The 18,552-nt window shown below is 43.8% G+C and carries 14 protein-coding genes and 1 pseudogene; 5 read left to right on the plus strand and 10 right to left on the minus strand.

Annotated elements, in window-relative coordinates; genetic code table 11:
• Window positions 1-37: 37 nt before the first annotated feature.
• Both C170_RS26025 and C170_RS26030 read left to right on the plus strand, forming a co-directional pair.
• Window positions 38-928 (plus strand): ABC transporter permease, encoded by an 891-nt coding sequence (locus tag C170_RS26025; protein ID WP_036615758.1) that lies wholly within the window; start codon window positions 38-40, stop codon window positions 926-928.
• Window positions 929-946: 18 nt separating this feature from the next.
• Window positions 947-1,837 carry a carbohydrate ABC transporter permease gene (locus tag C170_RS26030; protein ID WP_036615762.1) on the plus strand — a complete coding sequence of 297 codons (891 nt, stop codon included), beginning with the start codon at window positions 947-949 and terminating at the stop codon, window positions 1,835-1,837.
• 105 nt (window positions 1,838-1,942) lie between these two features.
• Here C170_RS26030 and C170_RS26035 read toward each other — a convergent pair whose 3' ends face one another.
• Together C170_RS26035 and C170_RS26040 are read right to left on the minus strand one after the other, a co-directional pair.
• Window positions 1,943-3,688 (minus strand): cache domain-containing sensor histidine kinase, encoded by a 1,746-nt coding sequence (locus tag C170_RS26035; protein WP_036615764.1) that lies wholly within the window; start codon window positions 3,686-3,688, stop codon window positions 1,943-1,945.
• A gap of 28 nt (window positions 3,689-3,716) precedes the next feature.
• Entirely contained in the window at window positions 3,717-5,333 is a 1,617-nt protein-coding gene (locus C170_RS26040; RefSeq protein ID WP_036615772.1) for a helix-turn-helix domain-containing protein, read from the minus strand.
• A 187-nt stretch (window positions 5,334-5,520) separates the two neighbouring features.
• On the opposite strand from C170_RS26040, the gene C170_RS26045 reads away from it, so the two are divergent.
• On the plus strand, window positions 5,521-5,796 hold the full coding sequence (locus tag C170_RS26045; protein WP_036615775.1) for a hypothetical protein: 276 nt from the start codon (window positions 5,521-5,523) through the stop codon (window positions 5,794-5,796).
• Window positions 5,797-6,016: 220 nt separating this feature from the next.
• Here C170_RS26045 and C170_RS26050 read toward each other — a convergent pair whose 3' ends face one another.
• The 6 genes from C170_RS26050 to C170_RS26075 all read right to left on the minus strand — a co-directional run bounded on the left by C170_RS26050 (window position 6,017) and on the right by C170_RS26075 (window position 14,538).
• Window positions 6,017-6,640: a hypothetical protein gene (locus tag C170_RS26050; RefSeq protein WP_036615778.1), complete on the minus strand. Its 624-nt coding sequence runs from the start codon at window positions 6,638-6,640 to the stop codon at window positions 6,017-6,019.
• A gap of 166 nt (window positions 6,641-6,806) precedes the next feature.
• On the minus strand, window positions 6,807-8,534 hold the full coding sequence (gene cydC / locus C170_RS26055) for a thiol reductant ABC exporter subunit CydC (protein ID WP_036615782.1): 1,728 nt from the start codon (window positions 8,532-8,534) through the stop codon (window positions 6,807-6,809).
• Window positions 8,531-10,315 (minus strand): thiol reductant ABC exporter subunit CydD, encoded by a 1,785-nt coding sequence (cydD, locus tag C170_RS26060; RefSeq protein WP_036616114.1) that lies wholly within the window; start codon window positions 10,313-10,315, stop codon window positions 8,531-8,533. Before cydD ends, cydC begins: the two co-directional genes overlap by 4 nt.
• 52 nt (window positions 10,316-10,367) lie before the next feature.
• Window positions 10,368-11,381 (minus strand): cytochrome d ubiquinol oxidase subunit II, encoded by a 1,014-nt coding sequence (locus C170_RS26065; RefSeq protein ID WP_179086461.1) that lies wholly within the window; start codon window positions 11,379-11,381, stop codon window positions 10,368-10,370.
• On the minus strand, window positions 11,381-12,745 hold the full coding sequence (locus C170_RS26070; RefSeq protein WP_036615789.1) for a cytochrome ubiquinol oxidase subunit I: 1,365 nt from the start codon (window positions 12,743-12,745) through the stop codon (window positions 11,381-11,383). The genes C170_RS26065 and C170_RS26070 overlap by 1 nt, the downstream gene beginning before the upstream one ends.
• Window positions 12,746-13,143: 398 nt before the next feature.
• Window positions 13,144-14,538: an MFS transporter gene (locus tag C170_RS26075; protein ID WP_036615791.1), complete on the minus strand. Its 1,395-nt coding sequence runs from the start codon at window positions 14,536-14,538 to the stop codon at window positions 13,144-13,146.
• A 109-nt stretch (window positions 14,539-14,647) separates the two neighbouring features.
• Between C170_RS26075 and C170_RS26080 the strand changes: the two genes are divergently transcribed.
• Window positions 14,648-15,523: a LysR family transcriptional regulator gene (locus C170_RS26080; RefSeq protein WP_036616117.1), complete on the plus strand. Its 876-nt coding sequence runs from the start codon at window positions 14,648-14,650 to the stop codon at window positions 15,521-15,523.
• Between the two features lie 26 nt (window positions 15,524-15,549).
• Window positions 15,550-15,720: pseudogene (locus C170_RS30575) on the plus strand (GNAT family N-acetyltransferase); the annotation flags it as partial.
• Between the two features lie 59 nt (window positions 15,721-15,779).
• Here the strand turns inward: C170_RS30575 and C170_RS26085 are convergent.
• Together C170_RS26085 and C170_RS26090 are read right to left on the minus strand one after the other, a co-directional pair.
• Complete coding sequence (locus tag C170_RS26085; protein WP_036615793.1) at window positions 15,780-16,970, minus strand: MFS transporter; 1,191 nt, start codon at window positions 16,968-16,970, stop codon at window positions 15,780-15,782.
• Between the two features lie 131 nt (window positions 16,971-17,101).
• Window positions 17,102-18,526: a 6-phospho-beta-glucosidase gene (locus tag C170_RS26090; RefSeq protein ID WP_036615795.1), complete on the minus strand. Its 1,425-nt coding sequence runs from the start codon at window positions 18,524-18,526 to the stop codon at window positions 17,102-17,104.
• Window positions 18,527-18,552 lie beyond the last annotated feature (26 nt).

Here is an 18,552-nt window from a genome sequence, read left to right on the forward strand (position 1 = left end):
CGATTACATTTGGCGTACGATGAACGGAGGAATATGAATGTTGAGAAAATGGAAGCAGCAGAGTCCTTACCATCTCATGTTGATTCCAAGCCTGGTCTTGGTCTTCATCTTTTGTTACATCCCTTTCTACGGACTTATTATTGCATTTCAGAAGTACAATCCGGGCCTCGGCTTTAACTCGCCATGGGTAGGATGGGATAATTTTACCCACATATTTAATCAGCCGAACTTCGTAAGAACGATCTGGAATACATTGTACATGTCTGTCTTTAAGATTATCGGTGGTATAATCGTGCCCGTAATTTTCGCGTTACTGCTTAACGAGGTACTGCACAGTGGAATCAAACGTACATTTCAAACACTTGTCTACATTCCGAACTTCCTCTCTTGGGTCATTATGGCTGGCATCATGCTGGATATCCTTAGCTCCGACGGCATTATCAATACATTTCTAAGTGTATTTGGTATTGCACCGATCTCCTTTCTTGGCACACCTTCTATTTTTCCTTGGACGATGATTGTGAGTGACATATGGAAAGGTTTCGGGTTTGGCACGGTTGTTTATTTGGCAGCCCTGACCAGTATTGATCCGGGACTTTACGAAGCCGCGGTGATCGACGGAGCGAAACGGTGGAAGCAGACCATCTATATTACTTTGCCTCTTCTCATGCCAACCATTGTTTTAATGACTGTATTATCGCTTGGTAACGTACTCAATGCTGGCTTTGACCAGATCTATAATCTCTACTCCCCTGTTGTCTATCAGACCGGTGATATTATTGATACCTATGTCTACCGTCTGGGAATTCAGCAGGCACAGTATTCAATTGGTACCGCTGTCGGGTTATTCAAATCGATCATTTCCAGTGTTCTGGTTGCCGTATCGTATATCTTGGCTTACAGAGTGGCTGGTTATCGTATCTTCTAAGAAGGAGGAACTCACATTATGATCTATGATAAAAGTATGAGCAGGCGTGTATTTCTTATCATAAACTACACCATATTGCTTCTAATCTCTCTCCTATGTATCCTGCCGTTTATCAACCTGCTGGCTGTTTCATTCAGCAGCAGCGCGGCTGTATCTGCGGGGAGTGTTACGTTCTGGCCTGTGGAATTTACGACAAAAGCCTATGAATTTGCATTAACTGGAGGATCATTTTTCTCCTCTCTCTGGGTAGCCATTCAACGAACCGTTATCGGAACGTTGGTGAATCTGGTTCTGATCGTACTCACAGCTTATCCCCTCTCCAAATCCAAACAAAAATTGATGGGGCGTAATATCTATATGGGATTTTTCATAATAACCATGTTATTCAGTGGAGGACTAATTCCAACCTATCTCGTGGTTGTCAAAATGGGACTAATCGATTCCATCTGGTCTCTGATCCTGCCTGGGGCCCTCCCCGTATTCAGTATGATTATCCTCATGAATTTCATTCGGGGGCTGCCCGAGGAAATTGAAGAATCAGCAATTATCGATGGTGCTGGGCCTGTACAGGTATTGCTTCGTATTCTACTACCACTTCTCAAGCCCGCTCTCGCTACGGTTGGTTTGTTCAGTATCGTTGCCCACTGGAATTCGTGGTTCGATGGCATTATCTATATGAACAATCCAGACAATTATCCATTGCAAAGCTACCTCCAGACCCTCCTGCAAAGTTTTGAGCAAATCATGCTGAAATCTGGGTCAGATTATACGCAGCTGTTGTCCATGATGAACGCCAGAACGGGGCGCGCCGCTCAGATGTTCTTGGGTGCCATTCCGATTTTACTCGTGTATCCGTTTTTACAAAAATATTTTACCAAAGGTTTGGTGCTAGGTAGCGTCAAAGGGTGAACAAAAGGGCTTGCAGTTCATACTGCGAGCCCTTTGTTTATATCTAAACTTATTTTTATGATCGTTGTACCGCATTATGAGATGCTTAAATGAAAGCATGAATGACTATTTGGCTTCTATGATGGCAGGCAGCAGAATGGAGAAAATGGTACCTTCACCCATTTTACTCTCCACCTGTATTCCATAGGGTTTCCCAAAATGGAGTTGAATCCGCCGCTGTACATTATGCAATCCAATCCCATTCGTTCCCGTACTTGCACCGGGCTTCTCTTCCAATAGATTCTGCATCGTATGATGATCCATACCAACGCCATTATCGCAGATTTCGATTACAACTGTATCCACCCGCAGTTGAATCCGAATGGTAATGATTCCGTCTTCCTCAAGCTCGGCCAGACCATGAAAAATCGCGTTCTCCACAATGGGCTGCAGGATCATTTTGGGCATGTGATAATCCAACACTTTATCCTCAATCTCATACCTCATCTGAATACAATCATAGTACCTGACATTCTGGATCGTTACGTAATTCGTTATATTATCGAGTTCCTCACGAATGGTTACGAGGGTTCCATCGGATTTTGTTGCATAGCGGAGCATCGAGATTAGTGCATCGGTCATTTCCACGATTTTATCAGCCTGCTGCATCGAGGCAATCCATTTCACCGACCCAAGGGTGTTATACAGAAAATGAGGCTTGATCTGGTCATGGAGCGCACGCATCTCGGCCTTGGCTTTCTCTATTTCTTCCTGCTGCATCCGCTCGACCATTCGCTTCAATTCGTGTGACATTCTGTTAAATCGAATGGATAAATGTCCAATCTCATCTCTGGAGCCAATAGGTTCAACTTGTTCAAACTGCCCTTTCTCGACTAGAGCGATATTCCGTAGCAGTTTTTTAATGGGAGTTGTGATCACGTGAGATAAAAAGATGGATATGACGGCAGCAAAAAGAACAATGACGATGGCAAGCGTCACCAGATTACGGCCTAATATTTTGCCATCAGCAGTCAGCTCATCCAAAGGCATATATAAGTAAGTTGTCCATTTTTGCTGACTAAGGGGACTGGTCACCACAACATTTACTGATTCAGGCGGACGAACGTTGTCCCGGAACAGTGTCCCGATTAATCGTTCGTTCACGTTATATACGATTTTGTCATCCTCATCAACGATCATGAATCTGGAGCGCAGCCCTTCCTGCAAGTTTCGATTGACGATTTCGATGAATTTGATATCAATGCTGACAACAATCACGCCAAGCAGTTTTCCACTAGTCACATCATGAATTTTGCGAGCGTGTGAAACTGCCAGAATTTTATTCTCCAATTGCTCATCGATTCGTGTTGTGAGGGTAATGGTTCTATCACTATCATGCATAAACTTTTTAAACCACAATTCGTTTGCTACTTTGAAGTTTGGATCAATGGGTTGATGTGGACTTACAAAAAGGTCTTGACCCCCGTTCATATTGTAGAGGTAGATGGAGAATACGCGATCTTTCATCATGATGTAATTCATCAGAATATTGTATGCGGCAATCTCATGTTGTTCATCACCCTCTCGCAGGAAATCCTGGATCGGAAAACTCCCTTCATGAGTCGCAGACAGATTGTCACTAAGGCCATTGCTGGCTAGCAGCGAAATTTTCTCAATCTCCTTGAGGAACTCGTCAATGCGAATATTCGTTTGTTTGGCCAGATCGTTTAGTAACGTTGTATAGTTCTGTGCCAATAAACGCTCTGAGGAGTAATACGAGTTGATTGTCATCACCAATACGGGAAGGATAATTACCGTCATACAGATCACCATAATTTTGTACTTGATTCGGAAGGGCCGAACATGCTTCATATGCTGCACCTCTATTCACCGATTACATTCATCCCTGCTGTAATTCTCGATATTCCTCAGGAGTGACACCTACCGATTTTTTGAAAATCTTACTGAAGTACGTGTAATTATGGTAGCCCACCTTTTCTGCGATTTCATACACTTTCATTCCTCTGCTCAATAGATACGCCTTGGCATGTTCAATTCGAACTCGGGTCAAGTACGTGATAAAGTTCTCTCCTCGTTCCTGTTTGAACACACGGCTGAGATACGACGGATTCACACTGATTTGGCTAGCGATACTTTGCAGTGAGATATCTTCCGCATAATACTTGTCGATCAATTCAGTGGCGAGATCGGTGTAAGTGCTTTCCTGTTTGATTTGGGAATCGGTATGGAAGTAATACGCAATATGAGCAAGCATATCTTGGTGGATATCCTCCCAATACTCCCCCTTTAGAACAATTTCATAGGGTGATTTCTCTGTTAAAGAAGGTGCACCTCTTTCCGTAGCTCGGGATAGATGGGAATGTATCGTTTCCATTACCATGATATATTGCTTGCGAATGCTATTCTCATCTGCTCGTAGCCGTTCCAGATTGGATCGGATTCCTTCAAGGAACTCTTCCGCCTTTTGGTTGTCTTTGCTTACCCACAACTTCAACAAATCTCGTTCTTGTTGCGGGCTTAAAGCCCCCTTAACTTCATGTCGATCTGGGGATTGAACCATATCATCGTAATACAGCACCTGGTTGCTTCCTGTGAAGAACCCCTGTTCTAGAGCCGTTTCTGCCTCTTGGCAGGCCTTCCTGATGTGAAGGAAACCGGAAGTCATTCTACTTACCCCAGCCGTGAGCGACAGATTCATAAAATCCTTGATCGAAGACAGCAATTTATTACATAGTTTATTCAAGTCGGCGTGTACAGATTGGCTCTCAGGAAGTACATTGACGATCACCCAATATTCAGAGGAACTTTCAACAAAAATCTCTTTCTCCCACTTCGATGGAATGATCTCTTCCATAATATTAAGAATCGAAAATCGGAGCAGCTTTTCCCCCTTCTCAACATATTTCCGCTTTGCATCCTCGTAATAGTTCACGATGAACTTCATGACGACCAACTGGTCCGAACGTATACGAAAATGCAGTTCTTCCGCTTTGGTGACGATATCTTCCTCACTAATGAATCCGCTTACAACATCTTGGAAGAAACTATCCTTTAGATATCTTAGGCTCTTGGAATAGTCCTGTGTTATAGAGGGTGTGTTGGTTGGGTGAACATGTTTACTTTGCAGTTTCTGTCCAACAGTGCTCAGGAGGTCAATAAGGGAGGATTCGGTGATCTCGCTTTTAATCAAGTAATCTGAAGCGCCAAGTTTTAGCGCCTCTTTCACATAATGAAATTCGTCAAAATTACTCAGGATGACATACTTACATGTTTTCAGTACGCAGGAGGCCTCTTGTATAAGCTGTAGCCCATCCATAATCGGCATCTTGATATCTGTAATAATTAGATCAGGCATCACTTCAAGCGCAAGGCTTAATGCCTCTTTTCCATTTCCCGCCTCTCCAACAACATAGAAATTATACTCTTCCCAATTCAGCATGGAACGAATTCCAACCCGCATGAGCAATTCATCATCTACGATCATCAGTTTATACATGCGTATCCCCCAACATGAACCATTTTTAGATATTTTACCATTAAACGAACTGTTGCAAAGATGTCTAGCGAACCTTATTGAATTGCGGGTATCATAAATAACACTTTTATAGAACATACGTTCCTGTTATAATCAGATTATCATATTTGGTGTAACATAACATGCCCGTCTGGAAAGGATACATATCATGAATTTATACAAGTTTGAATTAACGGTGAACGGATATCTATTACGTGTTCATTTCAGTGCATCTGAAGAAAGTGGATTGAAATGGTGCAAACGAGTTGCTTCTGAATTCCAGAATAACGTTGCCAATCTGGAGATCAAGGTTGGTATACATAAAAAGCAGAAACAAAAGCATGCACGGGAATATCACGGAAAACCATATCTGTATGATAGGACACTCAGGAAAAAGCCGCTTGCGAAGAAAAATAAAACGGCTGAATCATCTGCGGTTATGTAAAGGTTACTAAAAGACTTTAAGATTCTCATCATATAGTCTAACTGGTTGGAGAACATTTTAATTCGGGTGTTCTCCACTATGCCGAACAGTTTAGCGCCTCTGTATACTCTTGTCCTTCCTGACCTTCCTTTAAGACAAAAGATAAAAGCCTGCTCCTATATGGAACAAACTTTTATCCGTGTCAGTTGTACTATATGCCAAGGAAGATTTTTGTTCACCCTTAGTATCTCTCTGATTCCTTAAATATCATATAACGATGGACACCTCTGACAGCATGCATTGCTTCCTTTAATAGCTGAATTGCAGTTTCGCGTTGTCCCGCTTTTAGTTCGATCGCTGCAAGAAGCGAAGATCTCATCCAGACCTTGTTAATGGATTTCAAGTGTTCCCTCGCCTGCTCACTTCTTCCTTCTTCCATAAGCAAATACGTTTCATAATATGTACGATAATCCGATCTACGCATATTCTGCACCGCAGTACGAACAGCTACCAAGTCGTTGCGATAGGAGCCGTAAGCTGCATTATAGACTGCTTGTGTCCTTTTATTGGTGTCCTCATTTCTGATGCGTTCTATTGTGTGTTCCAATTCATCATCAAGTCTGTTTGCAAGAGCGTAATAGATATAAAGCTTTGGGGTATTCTCCTGTCTGCGTAGAAATGCCTCGACGCGGTCCATGCGTGTTTCCCAACCCAGAGGATAAAAAATACGAATGGTAAACATGATCAGAGTAGCGGTGAGAACAACTCCAAGTATCCAAAACAGAGATTGGTCATTCATCTTCATGTACACAACAAATAAAAATACGGCCAAATAAAAAACAATATCCCACTTATATTTTCCCATCTTCCATCTCCTTTATAGACATAAAAAACTATTATATCAAAACAAACCCCAAGGAGTATATGCACCGCATCCTTTGGGGTTTAGTTAGATTTATAAAAATTGATTTATTGAAATTTTCTTCATTAACGACAACCGACAGGTATTGTCTACTCAATAGACTAGATTCTCACGCCCCGAAGTCTCCAATCATTTGTCGTTCAATTTGTTTCATTTCATAAAAATAGCCTTTTTGCTCCATCAGCTCGAAGAAAGAACCTGATTCTACAATCTTACCTTGGTCCATGACCACAATCCGATCCATCTCTTCCAATCCCGTCAGCCGATGGCAGATCAGGAGAAGTGTATCTTCGGATGCCTGTGCCAGAAGATGCTGGAGCACACGTTGTTCTGTGACGTAATCTAGTGAAGAAGTCGGTTCGTCCAGAAGCCATAACCGTCCTTTGCGCAGCATGGCCCGTGCGAGAGCCAGCCGCTGCTTCTCACCATCCGATAGGTTCTCCCCTTTTTCATATACCATGTCGGTCAACAACTTATTCGGCAGTTGTACTTGATCCAGCACAGCCGACAGTTGTTCATCCGAATGTTCTTCTCCATTCAGCAACAGGTTGTCCCGGATGGTTCCCCGGAAGAAGTGGCTTTGCTGCAACACGACATTGGCGTTTTGCCAAATACTCTCCTCATTCAGTTCCTGCACCGGAACATCGTTTAATCGTATGTCGCCAGACGTTGGTGTACGCAGCTTGAGTAACAGATCGATAATCGTTGACTTGCCTGACCCACTTGGCCCGACTAATGCTGTTTTGGAGCCTGCTGCAAATTGTAGGGAGAGCTCCCTCAGCGCCGGTCTCCATTCCCCTTCATATTGAAAGTTAACACCAGATAGTTCAATCGAAACCGCCTGATCGGCTGAAACTTCACCGCTTGGCTGTACAGGTTGCACATCGGAGGTTGGCACTGTTTCCGCCAGTCGCTGAGCGGCGTGTTCGCTGTCCTGCTTATATAGAGGCAATATAGCCATTGCGGCAGCTTCTTCGAACACGGTCTGCGTGGCCAGGATCAGCATGGCGAGAAATACACCGGCAAACGCTCCATTCACAATTAAAAAAGCGCTCAGTGCCAGCACTCCCCATGTAACAAGATACGTCACAAAAACGTGCATGGATTGCCCGCGCAACAGGTGCGAAGCGGCTTGCCTCTGTTCCGTTGCCAATGCAGCGGAAGCCTGCTGAAGCTGTTGCTCACGCTGTTCCAATTGGCCGTATACTTTCAAATCCCTGAAACCATACAACACTTCGGTCACTTCCGTGGACAGCAAGGCCCGTTGCTGGCGGACACGTCCGTGTATTTTTCGCTGACCTAACAAGATAATACCTGGTACAACAAATGCCGTAATCAGCATACCTAGTACTAACAAACACGCAATCCAGATCGAAAAGGCCGAAGTGAACAGCATGGTAGCCAAAAACACCATAACGACCATGATGGGTGGATACGCGACCCGCAAAAAGTAATTTTGCAAACTTTCCACATCACCCACGATCCGCGCAAGCAGATCCCCGCTTCGGTTTTTGTTCAATATACCTGGCGTTACCGGGATCAGTTTGGCAAAAAAGGACGTCCGCAAACGGCTCAGCATGGAGAATGTCGCCCTGTGCGAATACAAGCGTTCCCCGTAGCGACTTGCCGCTCGAAGGAAACCAAGTAGTTTGACCATGGAGGTGAGTACAATTAAGGTGTACAACGGTGGCGCAAATACTGTTTGAGATATCATATAACCACTCGCGGAAAAGAGAGCTACCCCTGCTATGCCGGCGATAAATCCGCCCAATATCGAAAGCAAGATATCCTTGCGCTCCTGAATCATCGCTTTTGACAGAATCGTCAGCTCATTCATGCTAACCCTCCTTTCCGTTGTACATCCACCATCTCCGCATATTGAGGCAGGCGCGCCAGAAGCTCGTTGTGATGTCCTGAATCCACCAATACCCCATTATCCATAAACAAAATGTTGTCCGCATGTTGAATTGTATATAAACGGTGTGCCACCGTAATCATCGTTGCCGTTTTGGCTAATGCCGCAATGGATTGTTGCAGTACACGCTCGGTGTGTAGATCCAGACCAACGGTGGGTTCGTCGAACAAAATAACAGCTGGTCGCTTCAGAAAAGCACGTGCCAAAGCAAGTCTTTGCTTTTCCCCACCAGACAGTCCCCGGCCACCTTCACCAACAAACGTATCCAAGCCCTGCTCCAATTGTGCAACAACGCCAGCAAGTCCTGCTTCATCTGCCGCCTGCTCAATTTCAGCTCTGGAGACGTTCCGACCCGCGCCAATCGAAATATTCTCGGCAAATGTACCTGCAAAAATATACGGATGCTGTGTAATATAGCTAACACGTTCAAACCATGCAGCCTCATCATGTTGCGAAAGCTGGCTTCCGTTAACCAGAACCGCTCCCGAATCTGGTTTCAGTAAACCAGCAATGAGATGAAGCAGCGTGGTTTTACCTGAGCCACTTTTGCCTACAATAGCAATCTGTTCTCCTGGTCCAATTGAGATCTGTCCTGTCTCAAGTCCAAAGGAATTAGGTGTGTACTGGAACCGGACATCATTCAGTTCAATGGTTGGTGGCATTGGAATCAACTCGGCACGAGTTGTACGGAGCTCTTCCGTCTTTGCCATTGTATCGACATTGGTTAATTGGCTTTGATCCGATCCTTCTTCCCGCTCCGTTTGTGTGCTCTTGATACTTGTTTCCTCAAGCATTTGTTCCACCTTACGAATGGCCCCCATACTGGTTCGCCCGCTGTGAAAAGCCGTTCCCGTATTCTTCAACAGACTGTAAAACTCGGGCACGAGCAACAACACGAGAAAGGCCGTGTGGAAGTTCATCGATTTGAACACGAGTAACTGGATAGCCAGTTCAAGCGCGACAATACCAATGCTTAACATCACGATCGATTCCAGCATAAACGTATTTGTAAATGCAATCTTCAAAATGCCCATGGTGGCATCACGATACCCCAGACTGCTGCGTTCAATCTCCTGCTGTTGACGTTTAGCCCGTCCGAATATTTTCAACGTAACCAGCCCTTGAAGCGAATCCAGAAATGTACCGGAAAACTCAGCCAGTTGCGCGTATTTTTCTTCTGATTTGTTCTTTGTCTTGAGCCCAACCAAGATCATGAACAGCGGGATAAACGGTGCCGTAAACAGCATAATCCAGCCTGTGTTGGCGTGCTGCGTAAACGTAACGACGAGAATCAGAATCGAGATCATCGCAGCTTCCATCATTCGCGGCATGTACTGACTGAAATAACTGTCGGCTTCATCCACAGCATCCAAAGCCACACTGACCTTTCCTCCCGTCTGTCCACGAAGGGTTGAAGGCATGGAAGCTTGAGTCAGTTTTTGCAAAACGGCTGCTCGCATATTCGTCTTGGCACGGGCTGCCATATGCAAGCCCACTTTCCCGTTGCCATACGTCAACAGAGTACGTACAGCCATAACAGCCAGCAATAGGCCGAGCAACAGCATCACTGATGAGAAGGAAGCTTTCTCTACAAAGATTCGCTGGACTGCTTCAGCCACCAATGTGGCCTGACTTACAATAGCTACACCAAGCGCCAGCGAAATGATCGCAAGGAGAAGCCTGTTTTTTCGTTGTAAAGACATTTGCTGCGAGATCAGATTGGATTTGGCTTTCCTTTTCACAGACGCTCCTCCTTTATTTTTTCCCTTTCACATAATCCGCATCAAACAGGAACAGTTTGAAGACCAGAATCAGAGAAGGAATTAACAGGCATAGACCACCGATAAACACGACTACTAGGGCGAAACCCATCGCTGGCGATGTGGCGCTGCTCTGAATGGTGATGTATGGATCAAGAATGTATGGATATTGCCCAATCCCGTAAGCGAAAAAGGCTGTAAGAAATTGCAGCATGATGCATATAAAAGCTAATCCATAACGTCGTCCGTTATATAACAGCCACATGGCAATCATGAAAAACGCAACGGAAAGCGCCAGCAGCCACCATAAATCCATCATATTTTGAAAATGACGCTCATTGTGTTGACCCAAATATATAAATGCAGTCAGCGCGAGAATAATGGTCGGTGTGCTCCAGAACAAAGCATAGTTCCGCATCAGCTTCAATGCCGAATGGTCCTCTGCGCGAGAAGCGTAAAATGTGAGAAATGACCCGCTAATGAACAATACCGACACGATGGCCAGTCCAACGATGCTCCACGATAATGGATTCGTAAATAGTGCCCAGTAATCCAGGGAAACGGTATCTCCCTGCTTCAAAATAAAGCCACCTTCAGACAGGGTCAGTGCCACTGACAATGACGCTGGAATAAGCAACCCTGTAGCTCCATATAAGAACAAATACACGATACTTTTTTTGGAACCATAATTTTCGAAAGCATAGAACGACCCACGAATGGCAAGTAGAATGACGGCAATACTTCCTGGAACAAGCAGCGCGGAGCCATAATAATAGGCCGTGTCCGGGAAAAATCCGACGATACCAATATAGAAAAAGACAAAAAATACATTGGTGATCTCCCAGACAGGTGATAGATAACGGGAGATCAGACGATTAATCAGATGATCCTGCTTTGTCAGGCGTGCATAAAAGGCAAAGAAACCTGCTCCAAAATCAATGGAAGCTACAATAAGATAGCCGTACAAGAACAGCCAGAGTACCGAAATACCAATTAATTCATAACTCATCAGGCCTGATCCCCTTTCTTGGCTGATTGATCATGCTTCTCCTTCAACCATTTCTCCATCTCGAGTTCAGCAGGATTGTTATTGAACAACCGTCTCAGTACGACGACACACATAACGCCTAGCAGGATGTAGAGAAGCAAGAAGACGAAAAATAAAATTCTCACACTTGGTGAAGAAGTAGCGGCCTCTTCTACCCGCATATAACCTCGGATGATCCATGGCTGCCGCCCGATCTCTGCATAGAACCAACCCATCTCAACGGCCAGAAAAGCAAGCGGTGCACTCAGTGCAACCATACGAAGCATCCACTTGTTAAACTGATTACGTTTCTTCCAGAATACAAACAGGAAGTACAGACTTGATATAGCAAGCAGAGCGAATCCAATACCAGCCATTAGATCAAACAAATAATGCACAAGTAAGGGCGGGTGTTCATCTGGTGGAAATTCGTTCAGCCCGGTTACCTCGGCGTTAAAGTCTCCAAAGGCAAGGAAACTGAGCAGTTTCGGCAAATGAAGAGCGCCTATAATTTCATGTTCTGCATTCAGCCATCCTAAAAAAATCAAATCCGCGCCGCTTTCCGTCTCGAAATGCCACTCGGCAGCTGCGAGCTTCTCCGGCTGATGCTCAGCCAAAAACTTGGCAGACACATCTCCAGCTAAAGAATTTAACAAACTGAATACCAGCACAACGGCCATCATGAGATTCAAGCCTTTTTTGTGGTAGGCCGACACTCCTTTTCTCAGCATCGCAAAGGCTGCTATTCCTGCTAACAGAGCAGCTCCTGTCAGATAAGCCGAGCTTAATACATGGAACACTTTGGAGAACGTCGCTGTATTCAGCATCGCTTGCACGGGGTTCACTGCCATGAATTGACCTGCTTCCATGACAAAACCTTCAGGCTGGTTCATGAATCCGTTCACTGTTGTAATAAAAACAGCAGACATGCCTGCCCCGGCGACAATCGGAATAGTCAGCAACCAGTGGATATACGGATTTTTGAACCGATCCCACGTGTACAGATAAATGCCCAGGAATATTGCTTCAAAAAAGAATGCAAATACTTCCATAAATAGTGGCAGTGCAATGACATTCCCGGCCAGTTTCATAAAATTCGGCCATACCAAGGCCAACTGTAGTGAGATCGCTGTGCCTGTCACGACACCAACCGCGACAGAAATGACAAACCCTCTGGACCACCTCTTTGCCATAAGTATGTAATGGTGATCCTTCTTCCGAATGCCGATGAACTCTGCAATAGCAATCATCAAAGGTACGCCGACACCAAGCGTTGCAAAAATCACGTGGAACCCGAGCGTCAAACCAGTCACTAGCCTGCTCCATAAAACCGTATCAATAGCCATTCTTTGTGTTGCCTCCTTTCAAACTCTGTTCAATTTAGAAACATTCAATATCAGATTTGGCCAAGCTCAATGCAGAGTTGCGAAAAAATTCACAAAGTTAGGTATGACGATATCTTGCCACACCTATAATGCGTTTACTCCTGTAGGCCCCGATAATAGCAAGCGTTGGATGCCTATTAAAATCTGATATTGATGCACTTAAGGTACTAACCAAGCCTATTAATCAAAATTATTATATCTTTATTTTTACCTAATTCAATCAAAGACACGTCTTCTACCCTAAACGTTCAAGAAAGGATCAACTCTTTCTGACAACTTGGTGAAAAACAAAAAATACACCCAATGGAGCTATTGATTCATTGGGTGTAAACGTGTTATTGCACGGCAGATTCTCTATTTTACTTGCTTACTTGCTCCGGACTCACCACACCTGCCTCGCGACGTACGCTCATGATGATCAGTGATGCAGCTAATACCGTAAGGATGATTCCAAGCATCTGAAATCCTGTCACATTGAATGTATCTCCCATGACAATCCCAATCAATAACGACGATAAAATGGTCCCCAGGTAGCGTGATGTATTAAAAATACCCGATGCCACTCCAATCATTTCTTTCGGTGTGCTTTTGAACAGAGCTGCTTGCATGCCGACCGCGTTTAGGCCGTTACTTATTCCAAATAAAGCTAAGGCAACAATGATTATGAAGATTGGAGAAGTTTCATTCATGACGGCGATCAATATAGAGCCTAATGTCATTAAAGAAGCGGATACGATCAGTGCTGGCCGTGATCCCGATCTGTCAATCCAGCGTCCTGCGATTGGAGCAATGATGACTGAACATAACCCCAAAGCTAGCATACTCATTCCTGTATGAACTTCGTTGAGATGACGTACCTGCTTCAAGTACGTAGGAACTCCAAAAAAAAGAGCGTAAAACAGGATGTTCACCAGCATGTATTGCACATTCACCCAAGTCATCTCGGGATATGAGGCAAACGTTCGCAGAGGGATAAAAGGCGTGGCTGCTTTTAATTCATGTCGGAAGAACATGACGAATGCGATTAACCCGATCCCCCCTGTCAGCAGATGCCATGTTGAAATATCTCCTGTGGAATTTACTGAAAGTAAACCGATGAGCAGAGTCACCAAAGCTACCGTAAACATCAGGATACCTGGTGCGTCAATTAACGCAAGCCATTGCCGAATGGACATGTGACCAGAGATAGACGAAGATTGCTCGTCCTTCGGGATTGTTTTCCAGGCGAACCAAAAACTCGCCAAGACAAACGGAATATTAACGAAGAATATGCTGTGCCAGTCCCACCAATGAATCAATACTCCACCAATAAAAGGTCCAATTGCAGCCGCTCCAGAAAGGAATATAGCCAAGGTGGACAAGGCGGAGGCTTGTTTTTCAGTCACGTTAATTCTGACAATCGCCATTCCGACGGCCACCATCATGCTTGTGCCAATTGATTGAACAATCCGGAATACGATGAGCCACGAAAAACTAGGAGACCACGGAGCTAACATGGACGATACAAAAACAATAACAAGACCCATGAGGAAGATCTTCCTGCGGCCAAACAAATCACTACACTTGCCCATGACGGGTTGAGCGACAGCACTGGCAATGTAAAATGATAAAATAATCCACGAAACGGCTGTAAAATTAAGTTGATACACTTGTTGTAGCCTGGAAATTGCCACCGAAATCATGGAGGAATTCAACGGATTCAACATAATTCCGAGTCCAACAGCTAACATCAATCCTTTATTTCGAACGTTCATTGGTGCACCTCTCTCTCTTCTGTTGTTATCTTACTTGAACGTATTCATTTATTCCAACGCATTATATGTTATGATTTGATGAACTAGAAGGAATGAAGGAATGGTGCAAATGGAGCTTCTTCAACTAAAATATTTCCTGACGGTGGCCCGATGCGAACATGTTACGGAAGCTGCGGGAAAGCTGCATGTCACGCAATCCTCCCTGAGCAAAACGATACAACGATTAGAGGACGACTTGGGAGTCCCTTTATTTGATCGAATCGGGAGAAAGCTGCGATTAAACGACTTTGGAAGAACATTTCTTCAGCGAACTGAAAAAGCCCTATTTGAATTGGAACAAGGAAAGCGGGAAATTGCTGACCTCTCCAATCCGGATCAGGGTACACTGCAATTGGCGGTGACTACGGCGAGCACATTGCCAGGTATACTGCGGGAATTCCGGAAAAACAAGCCGGATATTCAGTTCCATGTGCAAATGGTTTCGTTAGAAAACATGTCCAGACTTCTGCATCGGGGCGAGGTAGACTTTTGTCTCTCCTCCCCTCCGATTGAAGGTGACGATATCGAATGTCAGATACTATATGACGACCCGATTGTAGTCGCTGTTCCTATGGGTCATCAATATGCCGACCGAAGCAGCATTCAATTAACCGAGCTTAAGGACGAGTGGTTTGTTGGGGTGAAGCAAGGGTATGGGGTTCGTGATATGGTAGATTCCGTATGTCAATCCGCTGGTTTCCTACCAAAGTATGTATATGAAGGTGATGAGCCTGCAAGATTAACAGCCCTTGTGGAGGCAGAGATCGGTCTCGCGTTTATACCTAGCACAGCCAGAAACCCGCATGAGCGCATTAGATATCTTCAGGTAGAGGAGCACCAACTCGTTCGGAAAATCGCTTTACTTTCGCATAAAAACAGGTATATTTCCAAAGCCGCTTTAGAGTTTCGCAGCGTGGTTATGGACTATTTCAGTGCTATGCCATGAGCATAAATTCAATCCAGAGGAGTCCATTCGAACATCTGAAATTCCACCGCATAGAGGCTCATATCAATGTGGATAACACCCCTTCCATGAAACTGGCAGAGAGTGTTGGTATGGAATTTGAATGTCTACGTAAAGGGTTTATACACGAAAATAATGAATGGACCGATCACTTGGTGTATTACAAAAATTCTATTTAAACGGTTCATACAACTCATTCTAAAACAAGGGAACTCCATATCAAGAAGTTCCCTGTTTTCTATGTTTGTTGAATATTCTTCTTTTTGCGATGAAGGGTTACTACTCCCAAACTAACTGCTGAAATCCATAATAGGATTATTGCATTACTTGAGACTAATGATTGCAATGTATCTAGTTGTAATAATTGCGTAATTAACCTTCCTTCATAGGGTGAAAGTGTGGCTCCCAAGTTATACGCGATCAGAACAATGGTCGTACCCAGCTTTGCCATTTTGGCGATTTGTTGTGCAAAAGTATGCAATAAATAGGGCATTATACAGCGGAATGAAAACCCGATGATCATTGAGCACACGGTAGTAAGAATAATACTTTGCGAGATCGTCGTAACGAACATCGAGCTTCCAAGTAACAGAATCGATAATGGAACGATATAGTTACCGAGTGTTTTGTATACTTTCCCAAAAGAAAAGCCGGCAACAAAAGCTCCCAAACCTATAAATGCAATCATGTTGCTTCCGTTTGTCGCAGTTCCGATATTTTTTTCCAAAATCAAAGGAGTAATCTGTAAATTATAATTGATGAAGATAGCTACAATCACAAATAATAAGAGACCATAGCCAATCATGACTTGAAGGGCTTTTTTATTATTTGTGTGGCTTGGATTCGTGGTGACCTCTTCTCTTCTATTAAGCTCTTTTTTATCAGAAGGAACGAAAATCAGGAATGCAATGAAAATAGGAAGTGCCAGGGCGTAGACATAAAATGATGTGTGCCAGCCCATTTTCAATAGTTGACCAACGAGTAGTGTTAGACAAATGCCTCCTAATCCCTCAAAGGCACTTTCTAAGCCAATTACGGTTGCTTGTTTAGCTGGATTCTTATGATACATATCACTGATCATCTGAATGATGAGCCGGTTAAATAAACCTACACCTAACCCAAACAAACAGCGAGAAATGAACAGCAACGAAAAAAAGTCATGATACAATGCAGGGAATACTCCCGCAATGAGAACAAGTCCTAATCCAGTCAGTATAGTTGCTTTCTTCCCAATAAGAAGTTCAAGTCGATTAGCAATTAACACACCAAGAATGACAAATAATGAAGGTATGGTCGTTAATAATCCTACGTGTGTTACCGATATCTCTGGAAAATCATTGGTTATTGCAGGAATGTTAGCGGCAATCACTGGACCTGAAGAAATTAATAACGCAACGGACAATAACGAATATGTTCTAAGCTTCTCCATGGATATTATAAAAAACCAACTCCTAATGTTTGTTTTTGCTCCATATGGCCAGTAGTTAACCTTGATGCTGCGATAAATGGATAAAGCAGTAACGCATAAGTCGATGACTTCATACGTTACTGCTCAGTCGATTAGAGTTCTTTACCGTTACTTTGAATAACTTTTTTGAACCATTCAAATGATTTTTTCTTGCTACGTTTCAACGTACCATTTCCAGCGTCATCTTTGTCGACATGTATGAAACCGTATCGTTTACTCATCTCTCCAGAACTTGAGCTTACTAGATCAATGCAACCCCAGGACGTGTAACCCAACAACTCTACGCCATCTTCTTCCACTGCTGTTATGAAAGCTTGGATGTGTTGACGCAGATACTCGATTCTATAATCATCCGCAATATATCCCGTCTCATCAGGAGTATCTATCGCTCCTAAGCCATTTTCAACGATGAATAGTGGCTTTTGATATCGGTCATACAAGGAATTCATTGTAATTCTTAGACCTTCAGGATCGATTTGCCATCCCCATTCACTCGTTTTCAAATGAGGATTGCGCAGTGTTGGAAACAGGTTAGCTGCCGTTTGAGTGTTTACTTCCGGGTCTGCACTGGTTAACCGCGAACCATAATAACTGAACGAAACGAAATCAACCGTATTATTTTTCAAACATTCCTCGTCCCCGTCTTCCATGGCTAAATGAATATTCATTCGTTCTAACATTTTCTTAGCATAGTTTGGGTATTCTCCTCGGGATTGTACATCGACGAAGAAGTAGTGCTCGCGATCTCTTGTCATGGCTTTCCAGACATCATCTGGTGCACATGTATACGGGTAAGTGTTGGCACCTGCTAACATACAGCCAATCTTAATTTCCGGGTTAATTCTACGCGCAATTTCAGTTGCTTTTGCACTTGCGATCAATTGATGATGAGCCGCCTGATACTTCACAGCATCCTCATTCTCACCTTCTTCAAACACTAGGCCTGAGCTGCCAAAAGGTAGATGCAACAGCATGTTAATTTCATTAAAGGTAAGCCAATACTTCACTTTATCTTTATAACGGGTGAAGATCGTTTCACACAATCTCTCATAATAATCCACCATTTTTCGGCTTCTCCACGATCCAATGGTCTTCACTAAATGAATAGGGACATCAAAATGGGTAATGGTGACTAACGGCTCAATGCCATACTTCAAACATTCGTCAAATACATTTTCATAGAATTTCAAACCCTCTTCGTTGGGTAACTCGTCATCTCCATTAGGGTAGATCCGAGTCCATGCCAAAGATAAGCGGAAACACGTAAAGCCCATCTCTGCAAATAAAGCAATGTCTTCTTTATACCGATGATAAAAATCAATAGCCTCATGACTCGGATAAAAATGTTCTTGATCACACTCCAACATTTTTAACTGTCCTCGCATGACAGGAACACGATCTTTCCCTGCCGGGATTACATCAACTGTGGATAGTCCCTTGTTGCCTTCTGAATATCCACCTTCACATTGGTTAGCAGCAACTGCCCCACCCCACAAAAAGTCTTTTCTTAAAGTCATTAAAACACACTCCTAACCTGTAGTTT

The sequence above is a fragment of the Paenibacillus sp. FSL H7-689 genome, from assembly GCF_000517905.1.
GTDB lineage: Bacteria > Bacillota > Bacilli > Paenibacillales > Paenibacillaceae > Paenibacillus > Paenibacillus amylolyticus.

What these genes read in the sequence shown, in the direction of transcription:
- C170_RS26070 (WP_036615789.1), bottom strand. Translation starts at nt 12,745, where the DNA reads ATGGCTATTGATACGGTTTTATGGAGCAGGCTAGTGACTGGTTTGACG.
- C170_RS26025 (WP_036615758.1), top strand. Translation starts at nt 38, where the DNA reads ATGTTGAGAAAATGGAAGCAGCAGAGTCCTTACCATCTCATGTTGATT.
- C170_RS26075 (WP_036615791.1), bottom strand. Translation starts at nt 14,538, where the DNA reads ATGAACGTTCGAAATAAAGGATTGATGTTAGCTGTTGGACTCGGAATT.
- C170_RS26065 (WP_179086461.1), bottom strand. Translation starts at nt 11,381, where the DNA reads ATGAGTTATGAATTAATTGGTATTTCGGTACTCTGGCTGTTCTTGTAC.
- C170_RS26030 (WP_036615762.1), top strand. Translation starts at nt 947, where the DNA reads ATGATCTATGATAAAAGTATGAGCAGGCGTGTATTTCTTATCATAAAC.
- cydC (WP_036615782.1), bottom strand. Translation starts at nt 8,534, where the DNA reads ATGAATGAGCTGACGATTCTGTCAAAAGCGATGATTCAGGAGCGCAAG.
- C170_RS26040 (WP_036615772.1), bottom strand. Translation starts at nt 5,333, where the DNA reads ATGTATAAACTGATGATCGTAGATGATGAATTGCTCATGCGGGTTGGA.
- C170_RS26035 (WP_036615764.1), bottom strand. Translation starts at nt 3,688, where the DNA reads ATGAAGCATGTTCGGCCCTTCCGAATCAAGTACAAAATTATGGTGATC.
- cydD (WP_036616114.1), bottom strand. Translation starts at nt 10,315, where the DNA reads ATGTCTTTACAACGAAAAAACAGGCTTCTCCTTGCGATCATTTCGCTG.
- C170_RS26090 (WP_036615795.1), bottom strand. Translation starts at nt 18,526, where the DNA reads ATGACTTTAAGAAAAGACTTTTTGTGGGGTGGGGCAGTTGCTGCTAAC.
- C170_RS26085 (WP_036615793.1), bottom strand. Translation starts at nt 16,970, where the DNA reads ATGGAGAAGCTTAGAACATATTCGTTATTGTCCGTTGCGTTATTAATT.
- C170_RS26045 (WP_036615775.1), top strand. Translation starts at nt 5,521, where the DNA reads ATGAATTTATACAAGTTTGAATTAACGGTGAACGGATATCTATTACGT.
- C170_RS26050 (WP_036615778.1), bottom strand. Translation starts at nt 6,640, where the DNA reads ATGGGAAAATATAAGTGGGATATTGTTTTTTATTTGGCCGTATTTTTA.
- C170_RS26080 (WP_036616117.1), top strand. Translation starts at nt 14,648, where the DNA reads ATGGAGCTTCTTCAACTAAAATATTTCCTGACGGTGGCCCGATGCGAA.